The 14,980-nt window shown below is 40.4% G+C and carries 15 protein-coding genes and 3 pseudogenes; 10 read left to right on the top strand and 8 right to left on the bottom strand.

Features of this window, described 5'->3' with window-relative positions; translation table 11 throughout:
- Positions 1 to 185 precede the first annotated feature (185 nt).
- A complete protein-coding gene (locus NSTCB13_RS24695) occupies positions 186 to 983 on the bottom strand; it encodes a dienelactone hydrolase family protein (RefSeq protein WP_445630340.1) in 798 nt (265 codons plus the stop codon).
- Between the two features lie 448 nt (positions 984 to 1,431).
- On the opposite strand from NSTCB13_RS24695, the gene NSTCB13_RS24690 reads away from it, so the two are divergent.
- Complete coding sequence (locus NSTCB13_RS24690) at positions 1,432 to 1,971, top strand: DUF2267 domain-containing protein (protein ID WP_448268124.1); 540 nt, start codon at positions 1,432 to 1,434, stop codon at positions 1,969 to 1,971.
- A gap of 65 nt (positions 1,972 to 2,036) precedes the next feature.
- Here NSTCB13_RS24690 and NSTCB13_RS24685 read toward each other — a convergent pair whose 3' ends face one another.
- Entirely contained in the window at positions 2,037 to 2,120 is an 84-nt protein-coding gene (locus tag NSTCB13_RS24685) for a hypothetical protein (RefSeq protein ID WP_448274215.1), read from the bottom strand.
- Between the two features lie 14 nt (positions 2,121 to 2,134).
- Between NSTCB13_RS24685 and NSTCB13_RS24680 the strand changes: the two are divergent.
- Positions 2,135 to 2,365, top strand: a pseudogene (locus tag NSTCB13_RS24680) (Uma2 family endonuclease); the annotation flags it as partial.
- An 88-nt stretch (positions 2,366 to 2,453) separates the two neighbouring features.
- On the opposite strand, the gene NSTCB13_RS24675 reads toward NSTCB13_RS24680, so the two are convergent.
- Both NSTCB13_RS24675 and NSTCB13_RS24670 read right to left on the bottom strand, forming a co-directional pair.
- A complete protein-coding gene (locus NSTCB13_RS24675) occupies positions 2,454 to 2,789 on the bottom strand; it encodes an element excision factor XisI family protein (RefSeq protein ID WP_448274110.1) in 336 nt (111 codons plus the stop codon).
- 341 nt (positions 2,790 to 3,130) lie between these two features.
- Positions 3,131 to 5,053: a reverse transcriptase domain-containing protein gene (locus NSTCB13_RS24670; protein ID WP_448274109.1), complete on the bottom strand. Its 1,923-nt coding sequence runs from the start codon at positions 5,051 to 5,053 to the stop codon at positions 3,131 to 3,133.
- Positions 5,054 to 5,248: 195 nt separating this feature from the next.
- Here NSTCB13_RS24670 and NSTCB13_RS24665 point away from each other — a divergent pair, with 195 nt between their 5' ends.
- Positions 5,249 to 5,560, top strand: a complete 312-nt coding sequence (locus tag NSTCB13_RS24665) for a TRADD-N-associated membrane domain-containing protein (protein WP_448274108.1) — start codon at positions 5,249 to 5,251, stop codon at positions 5,558 to 5,560.
- 109 nt (positions 5,561 to 5,669) lie between these two features.
- On the opposite strand, the pseudogene NSTCB13_RS24660 reads toward NSTCB13_RS24665, so the two are convergent.
- The 4 genes and pseudogenes from NSTCB13_RS24660 to NSTCB13_RS24645 form a co-directional block, all read right to left on the bottom strand.
- Positions 5,670 to 6,118, bottom strand: a pseudogene (locus NSTCB13_RS24660) (site-specific integrase); the annotation flags it as partial.
- A gap of 112 nt (positions 6,119 to 6,230) precedes the next feature.
- Positions 6,231 to 6,695: a type II toxin-antitoxin system VapC family toxin gene (locus tag NSTCB13_RS24655; protein ID WP_448274107.1), complete on the bottom strand. Its 465-nt coding sequence runs from the start codon at positions 6,693 to 6,695 to the stop codon at positions 6,231 to 6,233.
- Positions 6,696 to 6,959: a hypothetical protein gene (locus NSTCB13_RS24650; protein ID WP_448274106.1), complete on the bottom strand. Its 264-nt coding sequence runs from the start codon at positions 6,957 to 6,959 to the stop codon at positions 6,696 to 6,698.
- Positions 6,960 to 7,026: 67 nt separating this feature from the next.
- Positions 7,027 to 8,340, bottom strand: a complete 1,314-nt coding sequence (locus NSTCB13_RS24645; protein ID WP_448274105.1) for a site-specific integrase — start codon at positions 8,338 to 8,340, stop codon at positions 7,027 to 7,029.
- A gap of 220 nt (positions 8,341 to 8,560) precedes the next feature.
- On the opposite strand from NSTCB13_RS24645, the pseudogene NSTCB13_RS24640 reads away from it, so the two are divergent.
- From NSTCB13_RS24640 to NSTCB13_RS24610, 7 genes and pseudogenes are all read left to right on the top strand, one after another.
- Positions 8,561 to 8,728: pseudogene (locus NSTCB13_RS24640) on the top strand (nitrogenase molybdenum-iron protein alpha chain); the annotation flags it as partial.
- 221 nt (positions 8,729 to 8,949) lie between these two features.
- Positions 8,950 to 10,485 (top strand): nitrogenase molybdenum-iron protein subunit beta, encoded by a 1,536-nt coding sequence (gene nifK, locus NSTCB13_RS24635; protein WP_445630346.1) that lies wholly within the window; start codon positions 8,950 to 8,952, stop codon positions 10,483 to 10,485.
- Between the two features lie 207 nt (positions 10,486 to 10,692).
- Positions 10,693 to 11,040, top strand: a complete 348-nt coding sequence (locus NSTCB13_RS24630; RefSeq protein WP_445630347.1) for a Mo-dependent nitrogenase C-terminal domain-containing protein — start codon at positions 10,693 to 10,695, stop codon at positions 11,038 to 11,040.
- A gap of 120 nt (positions 11,041 to 11,160) precedes the next feature.
- Positions 11,161 to 12,543 carry a nitrogenase iron-molybdenum cofactor biosynthesis protein NifE gene (gene nifE / locus NSTCB13_RS24625; RefSeq protein ID WP_445630348.1) on the top strand — a complete coding sequence of 461 codons (1,383 nt, stop codon included), beginning with the start codon at positions 11,161 to 11,163 and terminating at the stop codon, positions 12,541 to 12,543.
- Positions 12,543 to 13,880 carry a nitrogenase iron-molybdenum cofactor biosynthesis protein NifN gene (gene nifN / locus NSTCB13_RS24620; protein WP_448274104.1) on the top strand — a complete coding sequence of 446 codons (1,338 nt, stop codon included), beginning with the start codon at positions 12,543 to 12,545 and terminating at the stop codon, positions 13,878 to 13,880. Before nifE ends, nifN begins: the two co-directional genes overlap by 1 nt.
- 191 nt (positions 13,881 to 14,071) lie before the next feature.
- Positions 14,072 to 14,485 carry a nitrogen fixation protein NifX gene (gene nifX / locus NSTCB13_RS24615; protein ID WP_448274103.1) on the top strand — a complete coding sequence of 138 codons (414 nt, stop codon included), beginning with the start codon at positions 14,072 to 14,074 and terminating at the stop codon, positions 14,483 to 14,485.
- Positions 14,482 to 14,958, top strand: a complete 477-nt coding sequence (locus tag NSTCB13_RS24610; RefSeq protein ID WP_448274102.1) for a NifX-associated nitrogen fixation protein — start codon at positions 14,482 to 14,484, stop codon at positions 14,956 to 14,958. The genes nifX and NSTCB13_RS24610 overlap by 4 nt, the downstream gene beginning before the upstream one ends.
- Positions 14,959 to 14,980 lie beyond the last annotated feature (22 nt).

Raw genomic sequence — 14,980 nt, 5'->3', positions numbered from 1 at the left:
CTCTTGTCCAATGAGTGCGATCGTAGTATGTGTGTTATTACTCAAAATTTTGGCAAATTGAAATAAAAGCGATGCTACAAAATTAAGAAGATTTTGGAAACCAAGCTTAATAATTAAGAAGTTATAGCATCCTTAATTTAATAATCATTCTGGATTCTGACTTTTGATTCCTGAATTCTTACATTTCACAAGTGATTTTGAAACAGTTCTAAAACATGTTGCCAAGCATCAGGAGCCGCTTCAGGATTATAACTTGGGTGTTGTTCCATAAATGGGTACTTGTCTTTGAAGAATCCGGCGAAGAAACCGTGTCCGGCATCGTATCGAAATACACGATGATTAATGTGATGTTTCTTTAATTCTGCTTCAATTTGCTCGTTTTCTTCCTGGGAAACTAATGTATCTCTTGTACCAAAAAATGCATAAATAGTACCTTTAATTTCCGAGGTACGATTAACGGTTGGAGTGTCTTCACCATAACTAGCAGTGGTAATCCCGCCACCATAAAACGAAGCTGTGGCTTTGATATCCGGTAAAGTTGCAGCCATATAAGCAACATGACCGCCAAAACAGAAACCAATCACACCGATCGCATCATCTTTGACATTGGGTAAAGTTTTGAGATAAGTAATGGTAGCTTGAATATCACTGAATATCTCTTGATATTTTACTTGTTGATAATATTCCAACCCCAGCCGATAGGCTTCTGGACTAAATCCAACATCTTCAGCGCTAAAATCAGCCTCAAAACCCGGAGCAATACGTTGATACATTGCCGGAGCGATCGCTACATAACCTTGTTTGGCGATTAATTCGGTGATATCTCGAATATTACTGTTGATACCAAAAATTTCTGGAAAAACTATAACCGCGCCAAAGATTCCATTTTGTGCTGGTTGAGCTAAATAAGCATCGATTTTTAAGTCATTGTTAGGAACTTTGACATGGGAAGTGTGAATTTCGACGTTTGTTGTTTCTAGCATCTTTGTTTCGGCTGCTTTTATACTAACTCATTTATTTTGACTGTTTTTTGGTACCAATGGGCGATGTCTACAACAAGCAAAAACACTAGGAGTATTGCTCTACTCAATAGATTTCTTGGCATTTGTGGGGTAAAGGGTAAAGGGGAAAGGGTAAAGGATGGAATTTTCTCAAACCCAGTAACCTTTCACATGCACCCCAACGTCAAGGCAAAAGTTACAAATGCCAAGATATCTAATAGATATGATGTTTTCAGAAATTAAATATGTGCCCTCCAAAACCTTTGTTGGGGCGTAGTCCTGCTACCTGTATCCATGCAAATCAGATGGATTTCTAACTTTTGAATAGATGGCATCTCAAACTTCTGGATGATACTAAGGGTTTTTGATTTGTGCGACCTTACATAAGGTAAGCATAAAGACTCAAAATTAATAACCAGAAGAAAAAACAATGCCAGATCAAAGTTTTAGAACAGATATTCCAGAAATTGACCCAACGGAGATTGAAGATAATCGAACTGCGATCGCCGACGAACATCACTCATTTCTTGAAAAAGTTATGGTTCAAAGCGGATTTGCAGATTTGTATGATGCAAGAGACTTTACCGAAGTTGTGTATCGCGTTATGCGTGACTTAATGACTACAGACACAATCGATCGCGTCGAGTCAGAACTGCATACAGAGGCTGTGTCCACAGATGAAAAAGCACTCCAGTTAGAAGTGGCTGAACTCTGGAAAGACACCAATCCAATTGTGAGATTTATAAGTAAAATCCGTCAACCTTTAAAAGGCCCGGCTCCTATTGGAATTGATTCCAAACTATTTCTAACGCGGGTTGCTAATGAAGGAGGGGTTCCAGGATCGGTCAACGCAGAACAGGCAGTTAAAGCGGTGTTTTCTGCTACCAAAGACGAACTTTCCCCAGAGCGGATTCAGGAAGTTGCTGGCGCGCTCCCTGATGATGTACGTCAGCTTTGGGAACAGGCTTAATTAGAAAGGTGAAAAAGTCAAGTCTGTTTGCGAGTAGCGATCGCAAACAGACTTTTTCAATAGGTTTAGCCTACAGCAAATGTATACTGCCGTACATGAGGTGCATGATATGCGATCGCAATATCTTGCTTAGGCACTCCCTCGCTCACAAGTTGATCGGCGTTCCACCGCAGATTACGATCGCCAAAGTAAATTTCGGATGTATCGATCAATTCCGAGTTTTAGCGAATATTTATTAGTCGAGCAAGATGAACCTTTTGTGAAACGCTACAGTAAACAAGCCGAAGGTTAGTTGCTCAGTGATTTTAGCAGTTTAGAGGTATCTATTTTTTTAGATTCAGTTGCGATCGCATTATCGATGGCAAAAATTTATCGCGGCGTTGTTTTTGAGTAAAGTGACTCTGGTTTTTTGCAACAACGCACGCTAAGTAAGGGATGCGTACTAAACAGAGATTTATTCTGTAATTACTTTTTAGATAAATTCACGCTACGCCATACTGCGTCAATATACGCAGGTAAGATGGCTGTAATCCCAAAACAATATCTCCTTTAGATACTCCCATCTCAGTCAAATCTTCAGCAATTTGGATATCCGTCATATTACGTTGAATCCATATTTTTTCATTTTTGATATCAAGATGTATCACACAATTATAAATTCGGTCATATCCATCCCAACCAATCTCTAGAATCTGGTAATGATCTCGCGCCGTATCGAATATCAATTGGATTTCAACATCTTCTTCTGAAGGTTGGTAACTGTCATACTTCGTTAGTAAATTTTGAATATATTCACGATACTGGTCTAGCTTTGCCATTGCACAATCACCTCAAGTTTTGGATGTCAATCAATGCAATAACGCACCCTACGCGAGAAATGCGATCGCCTGCTGATACAATGAAGGTGCGTTGTCCTTTGTGACACACACCTTACATCAGAGATGCGATTATACTAAATTTATTTTTTCCACTACGCGATCGCGCTAAATCATGTTTAATTATTGCCGAGCGCGCGCCTATGAATATCCTTTCTTTTTTACTCCAGCATCTATTGAGGCGATCGCTCAACTTGTTCTTTCAAGCATTTATCATTTTATCTAACCGCAGACTTACCCATTAGCTTAATATGCTAACTGTGCATTGCTATTTGTTAAAACGCCTAATAAGGATTGGAGTCATCAGACGTTATTTTATTAGGTAATGGATTCTCCATTGCCCACTTTGTCACAGCTTTATCAAGAACATCGCCTAGTTGTAACTCAACAGATTTAAACCAATGTTCTCGAATATCATCTGGCAAACATCTAGCTGCTGCAAGCAAAGCACGTCGCGTCCAAGGAGATTCATTAGACAACTTTCTCAGCTTAATATGAAGTAACCAATCTCGCTGTTTAGCTATACCTAAAGCTAGAATTAATTGTCGCCGACTAATTTCAAGATCAGCACCAAGAAGACTAATTAGCTTTTTGTGATTGCCCCACCTATTGGAGGTTACAAATAAGTCAATTGCCCATATTCGATAATACTCTAGTTCACTAATGATTGAGTCTTCAACTAATTCAAGTAGAAGGGAGCCAATCTCTTCTCTTCTTGCGAAGCTCAACACTAATTCAAGGTTTTGCAAATATTTGATTATATTACGAAAAGCAGGGAGAATCAGAACTAGTTTCTCATTATCTAGTATTTCATTAACAATTGAATCATCTTTAAATTTTGTGAATGATATTAGTCCTGTTTTAACAATACCTAAGTCTGATTTTTCACGATCGCTATTAAGTTCTTTTCTTAAAAATTGAATTATTTCATTTAATAAAAAAGTATTTTTTTCTTCATTTTTTGTATTTGATTTTATTTCTACATCTTTATATATATTGTCTAATATTTTAGCATTTTTTTCCTGAGATTCTTTTTTCCTTGAGAATACTTCTTGATAACTGTTGATAGACAATATATCAGTTTTCTCGGATTGTACTTCAAAATGATTAGCTTTGAGTATTTCTGTCATAAAAGCTAAATAACGATAAGCTTCAGTACGACTTGAGGCAAATATGCGAAAATCATCAACATATCTTACGAACTTAACACCATTGGCAAGTAACGCTTCATCTACTTTAGATATGGCTGCTTCTGCTAAAAGTCTTGCTGGAGCAGTACCAACAGGAATTCCATAATCTTCAGTGATGCTCCAACCTTTAAGCATATTCATTAGCACTTTTATGTGCATGGAAAATTTAGAAGAAATATAACTTAGTAATTTTTGTAATGAAGGCAAATGAATACGCTGATAGAAACTAGTGATGTCTACTAATAAAATATGGGTAAAATCAGGTTGCTGTTCTATAATCTTTTGAATTTCTTCTTCAAACTGTAGATATCCAATGTGTATATCAAATATCTGCCCGGTTTTTTCAGGTAAAAACCTATTTGAAAATACGATTTTCTTTTCAATAGGTATTCGTATTGATTCTATATCTCTACCAATTTCTTTAATTATTGCAGCAAAAATAATAAAATCTAAGGGATCTATTTGGCTAATATCACGAAAAGCATACCTATAACCTTTTTTAGGTGCCAGCAGCGTTATGTAGGGACGAACTTCCCATTCAAACAGATTTTGGTCTAACAAATACTGACGTATTGCAGGCCAATTATATTTAATTGCTTGATATTCAAATGGAATTGGTAGTAAATCAGTATCACCAATTCTTACAGCATGTTCAAGTGCCCAGTCAAGGCTTTCTTGCTGAAGAATTAGTTGGTCTGTTTTATTCTCAGATAAAGGTTCACGTAGCCAAAAATATTCTGGCTTAACACTATCAATACCTCTTTTATCAAATTCGATGTACTTTCCTTCTAGAAACTGCTGTAACTTAGTTAGTTTTCTGGAACCACTCTCATTAATATTAAACTTCTTGTAAACCGCACTAAGTCTAACTCTCAAAGCTGTAGGTGAAATTTCTAGCTCATCAGCCACAGCCTCCATACCCTTTTCATTACCGAAAACGAGTACAAATGCTTCTGTTTCAGCAGGAGAAAGATTATATTCACGCGCTATTGCCAATAGAAATTGCTTAGTAAGCATAGTTTTAACCACAAAGTACGGTAGTACCCCGGCTGATTATAGACACTAGCATCCGCAACTGTATGTCTAGCACTCATGAACCTAGCAGAACTACTACATCGTAATTTTACATCACATTGTTAGAAAAAAGTTAGAAAATTGAAGAATAAGCTAACATAAGCTAACATAGCCCTATCACAATCGAAACCTAATAAAATGGTAAAGTTAAAATTCTTTGGTAATGATCAACCCGATCCTCTCCGTGAAATTCAGATAGCGTATCTTCAAGAACAACTGCGGCAGGCTAGGTTAACTTTTGACCTTTTGGCAGCAGCAGTTGCCTTTTCAATTAGCATCAGTGTTGTAGGAGCAGCATTGCTGTTTAGTGGCAGAACTTCAGAAGGAGCTGTCACTGGTGCATCAGGATTAATTTCTACTACCTTTTGTGCCCAAATTGCTAAAGATGCTACTGATAAGCTAGAGAGACTTGCCAAAGATTTGAAGTCTATTCATCCAACCCCCGATTAAAAATTTTGCAATGCCTATTTGTAATAAGGCGTTCTACTGGTGTGACAAACTTCAGTAGTTAAGGTGCGTCTTGCATAGCATAACGCACCATATAAATTTGTTAAGAAATTTAACTATACTTACAAGCTAACTCCATTCTTAACTTCTCAATCTCCAGCTTCAATATTTCATTCTCCATCCTCAACTTAGCATTCTCTTCCCTAATTAGCTCAACTTCATTCCTCTTACTCAAAGCCTGATTAATCGCCAACTTCCGCATATCAAGCGAGAAGCAACGCTGATAAGTTTGCGTATGAACTTGCACACTATGCCCCAAATTATCTGCCGCCGCTTTAATTGGTATTCCCAAAATATGCGCCCGAATTGCCCAAGCATGACGTAAATCATACGGTTTAAAATTCAATCCTATTTTGCGAAACCACCAACTAACTCGCTGTGTTAACGCGGTTATCTCAGCATGATTAGTGTTATCTTTTTTATTGATGTCTAGATGGGCTATACCTACGCTGTTGTTAACATCTCTAAATATTTAGGATTTCTTAAATCAAAATCTTCAATCTATTCATTGATGTGATATTAATGCTTGTCTTTACCCAGTAAGCAGTACTATCACCGCATAGTGCAACGTACTACATCAATCTCAGTAGTAAATATAATAAGTGAGTCTGCATTATGAGTGACTATTAGGGTTTTCAATCATTAATCCCTCACTTCCAACTGCTGCATTTAATTCATTATCTGCGGAGACAAAAGTAATAGAAGGTAATCCATTAGCAATACCAATGGTGTTGACTGCACGACCTACTGCTAGTTGGATAGCATCATAACCTCTTAAACCATAAGTTTCAGACAATACTATTCCAGAATTAATAATATTTTCTGTGATTTCAACAATTTGATAGTCTTTCTGTAAATCACGTTTGAACTGATTGCGTGTTATTGTCGCATCTGTAATGCTGATACTTCCACCACGCGATCGCCTGGTAATTGCCGCTATAATTTCTACACTGGTTATTGCAGCAATAAATACCTCATTATTGAGAGTTGGATCAAATAGCTCCAAAACCCAATCTGACCCAGTTTCACTAATATAACGCTTGACCAATGCACTACTGTCTATGAAGTAAATTGCCATCTAACGGCGTTCCTCAATGATAGTTTCAGAAATAGGCTTTCCCTCGACATGAATTAGCCGTCGCTCAGTTATTGGTTCATAAGCAGGATGTTTAATCTGCTTTACTAAGCCAGAAGAGATTAGAGCTTGATGAAATGCTGCTTGCTTGACTGTTTCTTCTTTATCAGCTAAATACTTTTGAATCATCTGATTAAGCTGTTGAAGTTCTTCTATTTCAAGTGTTTCAAGCTGCTTAATGATTTGTTGGAGAGTTACTAGCGCCATAATTTTCTATTTTTTTATATCTCAATAATTTCATCCATAGATTATACCAAATTATCTAAAATTGGTATTAATTCTGAGTATAACTCCGCTTATAAACTAACTCCATCCTCAATTTCTCAACCTCCAACTTCAACTTATCATTCTCCATCCTCAACTTAGCATTCTCCTCCCTAATCAATTCAACTTCATTCCTCTTACTCAAAGCCTGATTAATTGCCAACTTCCGCATATCTAACGAGAACCAACGCTGATAAGTTTGCGTGTGAACTTGTACGCTATGCCCCAAATTATCTGCCGCCGCTTTAATTGGTATTCCCAAAATATGCGCCCGAATTGCCCAAGCATGACGTAAATCATAGGGTTTAAAATCCAATCCTATCTTGCGAAACCACCAACTAACTCGCTGTGTTAACGCGGTTATCTCAGCATGATTAGTGTTATCTTTTTTAGCGATCGCACCCTTTAACATCTCCAAATACTTCGGATTTCTCAAATCAAAATCCTCAATCCATTGTCTATGTAAAGGTAATGCTTCTCTCTCACCAGTCTTACAATCTTTATCAACCTTCCATGTCAAATCTGTATTTTCTTGACTCAACCACCAATCAATATCAGGATTAATAAAAAGTTCCCGTGGACGTAAACCAAAAACTGCTAACATTCCATAAGTCCACCGCCAAAGGTGCCAACTATCTTGAAGATTTTGATTAACTTGATTGCCTCTGTTATCCAAATAATCTTCAAACTTGAGAATTCCATCAGCTATTTCCGCATCTGTAGGAATATTGCGGGAATTATTCTCAGGCATTTTGGAATATTTAGATAAATCAATTTCGATATTGAATGTCACGCAAAATGCTGCGATCGCTCTAGCTGCATTATACTTAGCCCATTCTTTATCAATTTGTTCAATGGAACTTATCAAATTTTCAGCGATCGCTAAATCTTTAGAATTCGTAAATCGTTTAGTTCGGGAAAAATAATAAAAGAAAGTATGTTCGCTTTTTGTAGTTCGTTTATGGTTTTTAAAATACTCAGTTTCAAATCGTTCGAGTAATTCTCCTATAGTTTTAAATCCTTTTTTAATTGCCTCATTTCCTAAATATTTGTCATTCCATTCAAAAGTTTTACGAGCGATTAACTTTCCTAACTCATAAGCTTCTTCCTCAGCCGTCTTGAGTCCATCCAAGTTAGCGGGAATATTCAAACTGAGATTGTATTGCTTTCTCCCAGTACCGTTGCTATCTTTGTCTCCTGGCTTAATTGGCAACGTCGCTCGTAATTGCAGACTTCCATTCGATTCTCTAATTGTCACCTTTGCTTTTGCAGACTTCAAACGCAGATTAACTTTCTCTAATTCCAGTAGTACTTTTGTTCTCATGTGTTCTTTTTGCTGCTGTGCTTGCAGAGATGAGCAAAAAAACGGGCGATTGTTTAATCGCCTTGGCTCAGGACAACATTTAGATGATGCGTGAGTCCTGAACCTAATTATGCTGTGTTTTTAGCCTATATTTAGGCTAAAAATAAATGTGTTCTCAGAGAACAATGTTTATCGCTGACACTGTTTACTGCAAACATTAGACAGTTGAAAAGAATTAAACCACAAAAAGGATTACTCCGGCCCTTATCACGGTTATGACGGCTTCGCCATCTTTGCTCGTGATATGGACTTGGCACTCAACAGCCCAACTTGGTCATTAATTGGCGCTCCTTGGAATGAAAAAGCTCAGGCTAAGAAGGCTGAAGCTAAGGCTACAGCTGCCGTTTAGGGAAATGGGAGAGAGCGATAAGTAAGGATAACCTGGGGTTAAAACCCCAGGGGGGAGTTGGGAATCCAAAATTCAAAATTAAAAAATTAAAATTTTGTTTTGATTTTTGCATTTTGAATTTTGAATCATATTTCCACCTCCCTTGTACAGACGCAATTAATCGCGTCTCTCCCACTCCCATCTCGATTAGTAAAGAATTCAGTAACCTTGGAGATCCAAAAATGCCTCAGAATCCCGAAAAAATTCAAGATCACGTCGAGTTATTCCACCAGCCTGAGTACCAACAGCTATTTGAAAACAAAAAGCAGTTTGAAAACGGTCACGAAACCGAAGAAGTACAACGGGTTGCAGAGTGGACAAAGAGTTGGGATTATCGTGAAAAGAATTTCGCTCGTGAAGCTTTAACCGTTAACCCTGCTAAAGGTTGTCAACCACTAGGAGCAATCTTTGCTGCTGTTGGTTTTGAAGGTACTCTACCTTTCGTTCAAGGTTCTCAAGGTTGCGTTGCTTACTTCCGCACCCACTTAACCCGTCACTACAAAGAACCATTCTCTGGTGTATCTTCTTCAATGACTGAAGATGCAGCCGTGTTTGGTGGTCTGCAAAACATGATTGACGGCTTGGCGAACTCTTACCAACTCTACAAGCCCAAGATGATCGCTGTCTGCACCACCTGTATGGCAGAAGTAATTGGTGATGACTTACAAGCCTTCATCAACAACGCTAAACAAGCTGGTTCAGTTCCTCAAGATTTCCCAGTACCTTACGCTCACACCCCAAGCTTTGTCGGTTCCCACATCACTGGTTACGACAACATGATGAAGGGAATTCTTTCTAACTTGACCGCAGGTCATAAGAAAGAAACCAGCAATGGTAAAATCAACTTCATCCCAGGTTTTGACACCTATGTAGGTAACAACCGCGAAATCAAGCGGATTGCTTCGCTGTTCGGCTTTGACTACACAATTCTAGCTGATAACAGCGACTACTTGGATTCACCTAACACAGGTGAGTTCGATATGTACCCAGGTGGTACAAAGTTAGAAGATGCAGCAGATTCAATCAATGCAAAAGCAACGATCGCTCTGCAAGCACACTCTACCCCCAAAACCCGCGAGTACATTGAAAAAGAGTGGAACCAACCAACTTCAGTTTCCCGTCCTTGGGGCATTAAGGGTACTGATGAGTTCTTGATGAAACTCAGCGAATTGAGCGGTATCCCCATTCCCGAACAATTGGAAATTGAACGCGGTCAGGCAGTTGATGCCATGACTGACTCTCACGCATGGATTCACGGTAAGCGCTTCGCTATCTACGGTGAACCAGATTTAGTATACAGCGTAGTTGGCTTTATGCTAGAAATGGGTGCTGAACCTGTGCATATCTTGGTTCACAACAGCAACGAAGTATTTGAAGCAGAAATCAAAGAATTGCTTGCTTCTAGCCCCTTCGGTCAACATGCAACTGTTTGGCCTGGTAAGGATTTGTGGCACATGCGTTCATTGTTGTTCACCGAACCAGTAGACTTCTTAGTTGGTAACACCTACGGTAAGTACCTGTGGCGCGACACCAAGATTCCCCTCGTGAGAATCGGCTACCCCATCATGGATCGCCACCACTTACACCGCTACGCCACCATTGGTTATCAAGGTGTGATCAACCTCCTCAACTGGACTGTAAATACCCTGTTTGAAGAAATCGATCGCAACACCAACATTCCTTCTAAGACAGATATTTCCTACGACTTGATTCGTTAGAAATTGCGTAGAAACACAACGTGTTAATTAAAGGGTAAAGAAGGGGAATAGGGAATAGGGAATAGGCTTGCCGTGACTTGTACTGAGCGCAGTCGAAGTAGCGTAGCCGAACGGGAATAGGGAAATATCCAAACCCAATGCCCGATGCCCAATCCCCCATCCCCAACTTTCCTTTTTCTTGATAGCATTTACCCAAGGGATTTATAAATGGAAACCATCAATCGCACTCACGAACATACTCACACTCATCCTCATCCTAATTACCATCCACCTAATCAGAAAAAACGAGGATGGTTCAACAATCTTCTGAATCCGTTGCGTGGTGTAGTGGATGGAATTCAGGTTAAAAATAATCGCTTCGCTCATCTAATTTGTCAAACAATTCCTTGTTGTTGTCCCTTTGAGCGACAAATTAAATTATTTGGAAAGTGTATTGATATCCCACCACTATGTAAACTCAATCCTTTATATGACGAATTTGTAGGATTGCGTTTCCGCGCTCTATCTTACCTGACTGATGTCTGTGGAGAGGATGTCACAAAATACATTTGTTAGTCATTAGTCATTGGTAGAGACGCGATTATACTCTGCGAGAAGCCGCTCTTCGAGCGTCTACGCGTCTGTACAATAGTCGATTCAAATGACAAAGGACAATTAACAATTAAGAGAAGAGAGATGAAAAGCACCCAAGGCAAAATCAACGAGCTGCTGACTGAGACAGGATGCGAGCATAATCAGCACAAACAATCCGAAAAGAAAAACAAGTCATGCGCTCAACAGGCACAACCTGGCGCGGCTCAAGGGGGCTGTGCCTTTGATGGTGCAATGATTGCTCTAGTGCCGATCGCAGATGCTGCTCATTTAGTCCACGGGCCGATCGCCTGTGCTGGTAATTCCTGGGGCAGTCGTGGTAGTCTGTCGTCTGGCCCTCAACTCTACAAAATGGGCTTTACCACTGACTTGGGTGAAAACGATGTCATCTTCGGTGGCGAAAAGAAACTCTACAAAGCAATTTTGGAACTTCACGAGCGCTACCAACCAGCAGCAGTATTCGTCTATGCCACTTGCGTTACAGCCTTAATTGGCGATGATATGGATGCTGTCTGCAAAGCGGCGGCTGAGAAAATTGGTATTCCTGTTGTTCCCGTCATTGCTCCAGGATTCATTGGCAGTAAAAATCTGGGCAACCGTTTTGGCGGTGAATCTTTATTAGAATATGTTGTCGGCACAGCAGAACCGGAACATACAACGCCCTATGATATTAACTTAATCGGTGAATACAATATCGCCGGGGAAATGTGGGGAGTAACACCACTGCTAGAAAAATTAGGCATCCGTATTTTGTCTAAAATTACGGGCGATGCTCGCTACAATGAAATTCGCTACGCCCACCGCGCCAAGCTCAACGTCATGATCTGCTCGCGAGCGCTGCTCAATATGGCGAGAAAGATGGAGGAGCGTTACAACATCCCTTACATTGAAGAGTCTTTCTACGGCATCGATGATATGAATCGCTGTCTGCGAAACATCGCCGCTAAATTAGGCGATCGCGATTTACAAGAGCGCACAGAAAAGCTAATTGCAGAAGAAACGGCTGCTTTAGATTTGGCACTGGCTCCTTATCGCGCTCGACTCAAAGGTAAGCGGGTTGTTTTGTATACTGGTGGTGTTAAGAGTTGGTCGATTATTTCGGCGGCTAGAGACTTAGGCATTGAAGTTGTTGCTACCAGTACTCGGAAAAGTACTGAAGAAGATAAAGCCAAAATCAAGAAGTTGATTGGCAACGATGGCATCATGCTAGAGAAAGGCAACGCTCAAGAATTGCTACAACTGGTTAAAAACACCAAAGCAGATATGCTGATTGCTGGTGGACGTAACCAATACACCGCTTTGAAAGCTCGAATTCCTTTCCTTGATATCAACCAAGAACGCCACCATCCTTATGCAGGTTATGTGGGAATGATTGAGATGGCGCGGGAACTGTACGAAGCTCTGTATAGCCCGATTTGGGAACAAATACGCAAACCCGCTCCTTGGGAAGAAGAGGAGGAAGTTTAATGGCGATCGTTACCGCTTCTAACAAAGCACTGACAGTTAATCCCCTCAAGCAAAGTCAAGCTTTGGGCGCAACCTTAGCCTTTTTGGGATTGAAAGGGACGATGCCCTTATTCCACGGTTCTCAAGGTTGTACTGCTTTCGCCAAAGTTGTCCTAGTGCGACATTTCCGGGAAGCGATTCCCTTAGCTACGACAGCAATGACGGAAGTCACGACCATTTTGGGTGGTGAAGAAAATGTGGAGCAAGCAATTCTGACTCTGGTAGAAAAGGCTAACCCAGAAATTATTGGTTTATGTAGTACTGGGTTAACGGAAACTAGAGGCGATGATATTGAAGGTTTTCTGAAGGAAATCCGCGATCGCCATCCTGAATTGAATGATTTAGCGATTGTTTTTGCACCTACCCCAGATTTTAAAGGTGCGTTGCAAGATGGCTTTGCGGTTGCTGTCGAAAGCATAGTTAAAGAAATTCCTCGCGCGGGTGGACTCAGAACTGAACAAGTCACAATTTTGGCGGGTTCTGCCTTCACACCTGGGGATGTACAGGAAATCAAAGAGATAATCACGTCTTTTGGATTAGTGCCAATCTTTGTACCTGACCTTGGCGCTTCCCTGGATGGACATTTAGAGGATAATTATAGTGCGGTTACAGTCAGTGGAACTACCTTAAAACAACTACGAGAAGTCGGTAGTTCTGCCTTTACCCTGGCATTGGGTGAAAGTATGCGGGGGGCTGCCAAGATTCTCGAAGAACGCTTTGGTACACCTTACGAGGTGTTTGGCGAACTGACTGGATTAGAACCAGTAGATGAATTTATCCAAGCATTGGCGATTCTGAGCGGTAATAGCGTACCCGAAAAATACCGCCGCCAACGTCGTCAGTTGCAAGATGCGATGCTGGATACTCACTTTTACTTCGGTGCAAAACGAGTTTCCTTAGCACTGGAACCAGATTTGTTGTGGTCAACAGTGCATTTCTTGCAATCGATGGGAGCGCAAATTCATGCAGTGGTGACAACCACGCGATCGCCTTTGTTAGAAAAACTCCCGGTTAAAAGCATCACCATCGGCGATTTAGAAGACTTTGAGAGTCTAGCAGGCGGTTCTGATTTGCTAATTGGTAACTCGAATGTGGGTGCGATCGCAAAACGCCTTTCGATTCCTCTTTATCGTTTAGGATTGCCCATTTATGACCGCTTAGGTAATGGTCAATTTACCAAAGTTGGCTATCGAGGCACAATGGAACTTTTGTTTGGCATCGGCAACCTGTTTTTAGAGGCAGAAGAAGCGAGAGTTAAGCAGTTCCAAGAATTCGGAACTGTCAGCGCAGAGTTTTGAATTCACACTTGAAATTCAAAACAGTTCAGTTAAGAGTTGATCCTCCCTAACCCTCCTTAAAAAGGAGGGAATAGAGCAAGTCTTAAATTAGCCCCCCTTTTTAAGGGGAGTTGGGGGGATCTTCCGAAGCTAAATATTACTAACTGAACCGTATTGCTTCAAAATTCAAAACTTTAGAGAGGAGAATTACAATGAAAATAGCCTTCACAACGAGCGACCGAGTTCATATTAACGCTCACTTCGGATGGGCAAAAATGATTGATGTTTACGAAATTTCCGATGAGGGATATCACTTCGTAGAAACCCTCACCTTTGAAGGCGAACTCAAAGAAGACGGAAATGAAGACAAAATCACCCCAAAACTTGAAGCAATAGGCGACTGTACGATTATTTACGTAACAGCAATTGGTGGTAGTGCCGCCGCTCGGTTAATCAAGAAAGGTGTCACCCCAGTGAAGGCGCGATCGGAAGAAGAAGAAATTAGTGAAGTGCTAAACAAGCTAGTGCAAACCCTCAAAGGTAATCCTCCACCTTGGTTGCGTAAAGCTTTACAGCCAAAAGCCGCAAACTTTGCTGATGAAATCGAAGACGAAGCAACAGTATGACCGCAAATAATAGTGTTAACGGAACCGCTACAACTGAAGTCTTGAACTCACCTTTTCTTAAGGTATTAATCAAACAAATCCGTGGTCAAGACAGCTATGGAGTTTATCGTACTTGGTCGGATGAGTTGATTCTCAAACCCTTTATTGTCACCAAACAAAAGAAACGGGAAATCTCCGTTGAGGGCGAAGTTGATGCGGTAACTCAAGCCCGGATTTTGGCATTTTTTCGAGCTGTAGCAGCTGGGATTGAACAAGAAACAGGTTTGATATCCCAGGTTGTAGTTGATTTGAGCCATGAAGGATTTGGCTGGGCGCTAGTTTTTTCTGGTCGTCTTTTGCTAACTGTGAAAACTTTGCGAGATGCTCATCGTTTTGGCTTTGACTCCCTAGAAAAATTAGCAGAAGAGGGAGAGAACTACGTCAAAAAAGGTCTTGATTTGGCGAAGCGTTTTCCTGAAGTTGGCAAACTTTAAGAGTGCTGAGTGCTGAGTCATG

The organism is Nostoc sp. DSM 114160, from assembly GCF_053470305.1.
The sequence above is the reverse complement of the archived record's forward strand: the minus strand, read 5'-3'. Positions and strand labels throughout refer to the sequence as shown.

Coding starts and splice junctions, on each gene's coding strand:
- NSTCB13_RS24695 (WP_445630340.1), bottom strand. CDS start 983: ATGCTAGAAACAACAAACGTCGAAATTCACACTTCCCATGTCAAAGTT.
- NSTCB13_RS24690 (WP_448268124.1), top strand. CDS start 1,432: ATGCCAGATCAAAGTTTTAGAACAGATATTCCAGAAATTGACCCAACG.
- NSTCB13_RS24675 (WP_448274110.1), bottom strand. CDS start 2,789: ATGGCAAAGCTAGACCAGTATCGTGAATATATTCAAAATTTACTAACG.
- NSTCB13_RS24670 (WP_448274109.1), bottom strand. CDS start 5,053: ATGCTTACTAAGCAATTTCTATTGGCAATAGCGCGTGAATATAATCTT.
- NSTCB13_RS24665 (WP_448274108.1), top strand. CDS start 5,249: ATGGTAAAGTTAAAATTCTTTGGTAATGATCAACCCGATCCTCTCCGT.
- NSTCB13_RS24655 (WP_448274107.1), bottom strand. CDS start 6,695: ATGGCAATTTACTTCATAGACAGTAGTGCATTGGTCAAGCGTTATATT.
- NSTCB13_RS24650 (WP_448274106.1), bottom strand. CDS start 6,959: ATGGCGCTAGTAACTCTCCAACAAATCATTAAGCAGCTTGAAACACTT.
- NSTCB13_RS24645 (WP_448274105.1), bottom strand. CDS start 8,340: ATGAGAACAAAAGTACTACTGGAATTAGAGAAAGTTAATCTGCGTTTG.
- nifK (WP_445630346.1), top strand. CDS start 8,950: ATGCCTCAGAATCCCGAAAAAATTCAAGATCACGTCGAGTTATTCCAC.
- NSTCB13_RS24630 (WP_445630347.1), top strand. CDS start 10,693: ATGGAAACCATCAATCGCACTCACGAACATACTCACACTCATCCTCAT.
- nifE (WP_445630348.1), top strand. CDS start 11,161: ATGAAAAGCACCCAAGGCAAAATCAACGAGCTGCTGACTGAGACAGGA.
- nifN (WP_448274104.1), top strand. CDS start 12,543: ATGGCGATCGTTACCGCTTCTAACAAAGCACTGACAGTTAATCCCCTC.
- nifX (WP_448274103.1), top strand. CDS start 14,072: ATGAAAATAGCCTTCACAACGAGCGACCGAGTTCATATTAACGCTCAC.
- NSTCB13_RS24610 (WP_448274102.1), top strand. CDS start 14,482: ATGACCGCAAATAATAGTGTTAACGGAACCGCTACAACTGAAGTCTTG.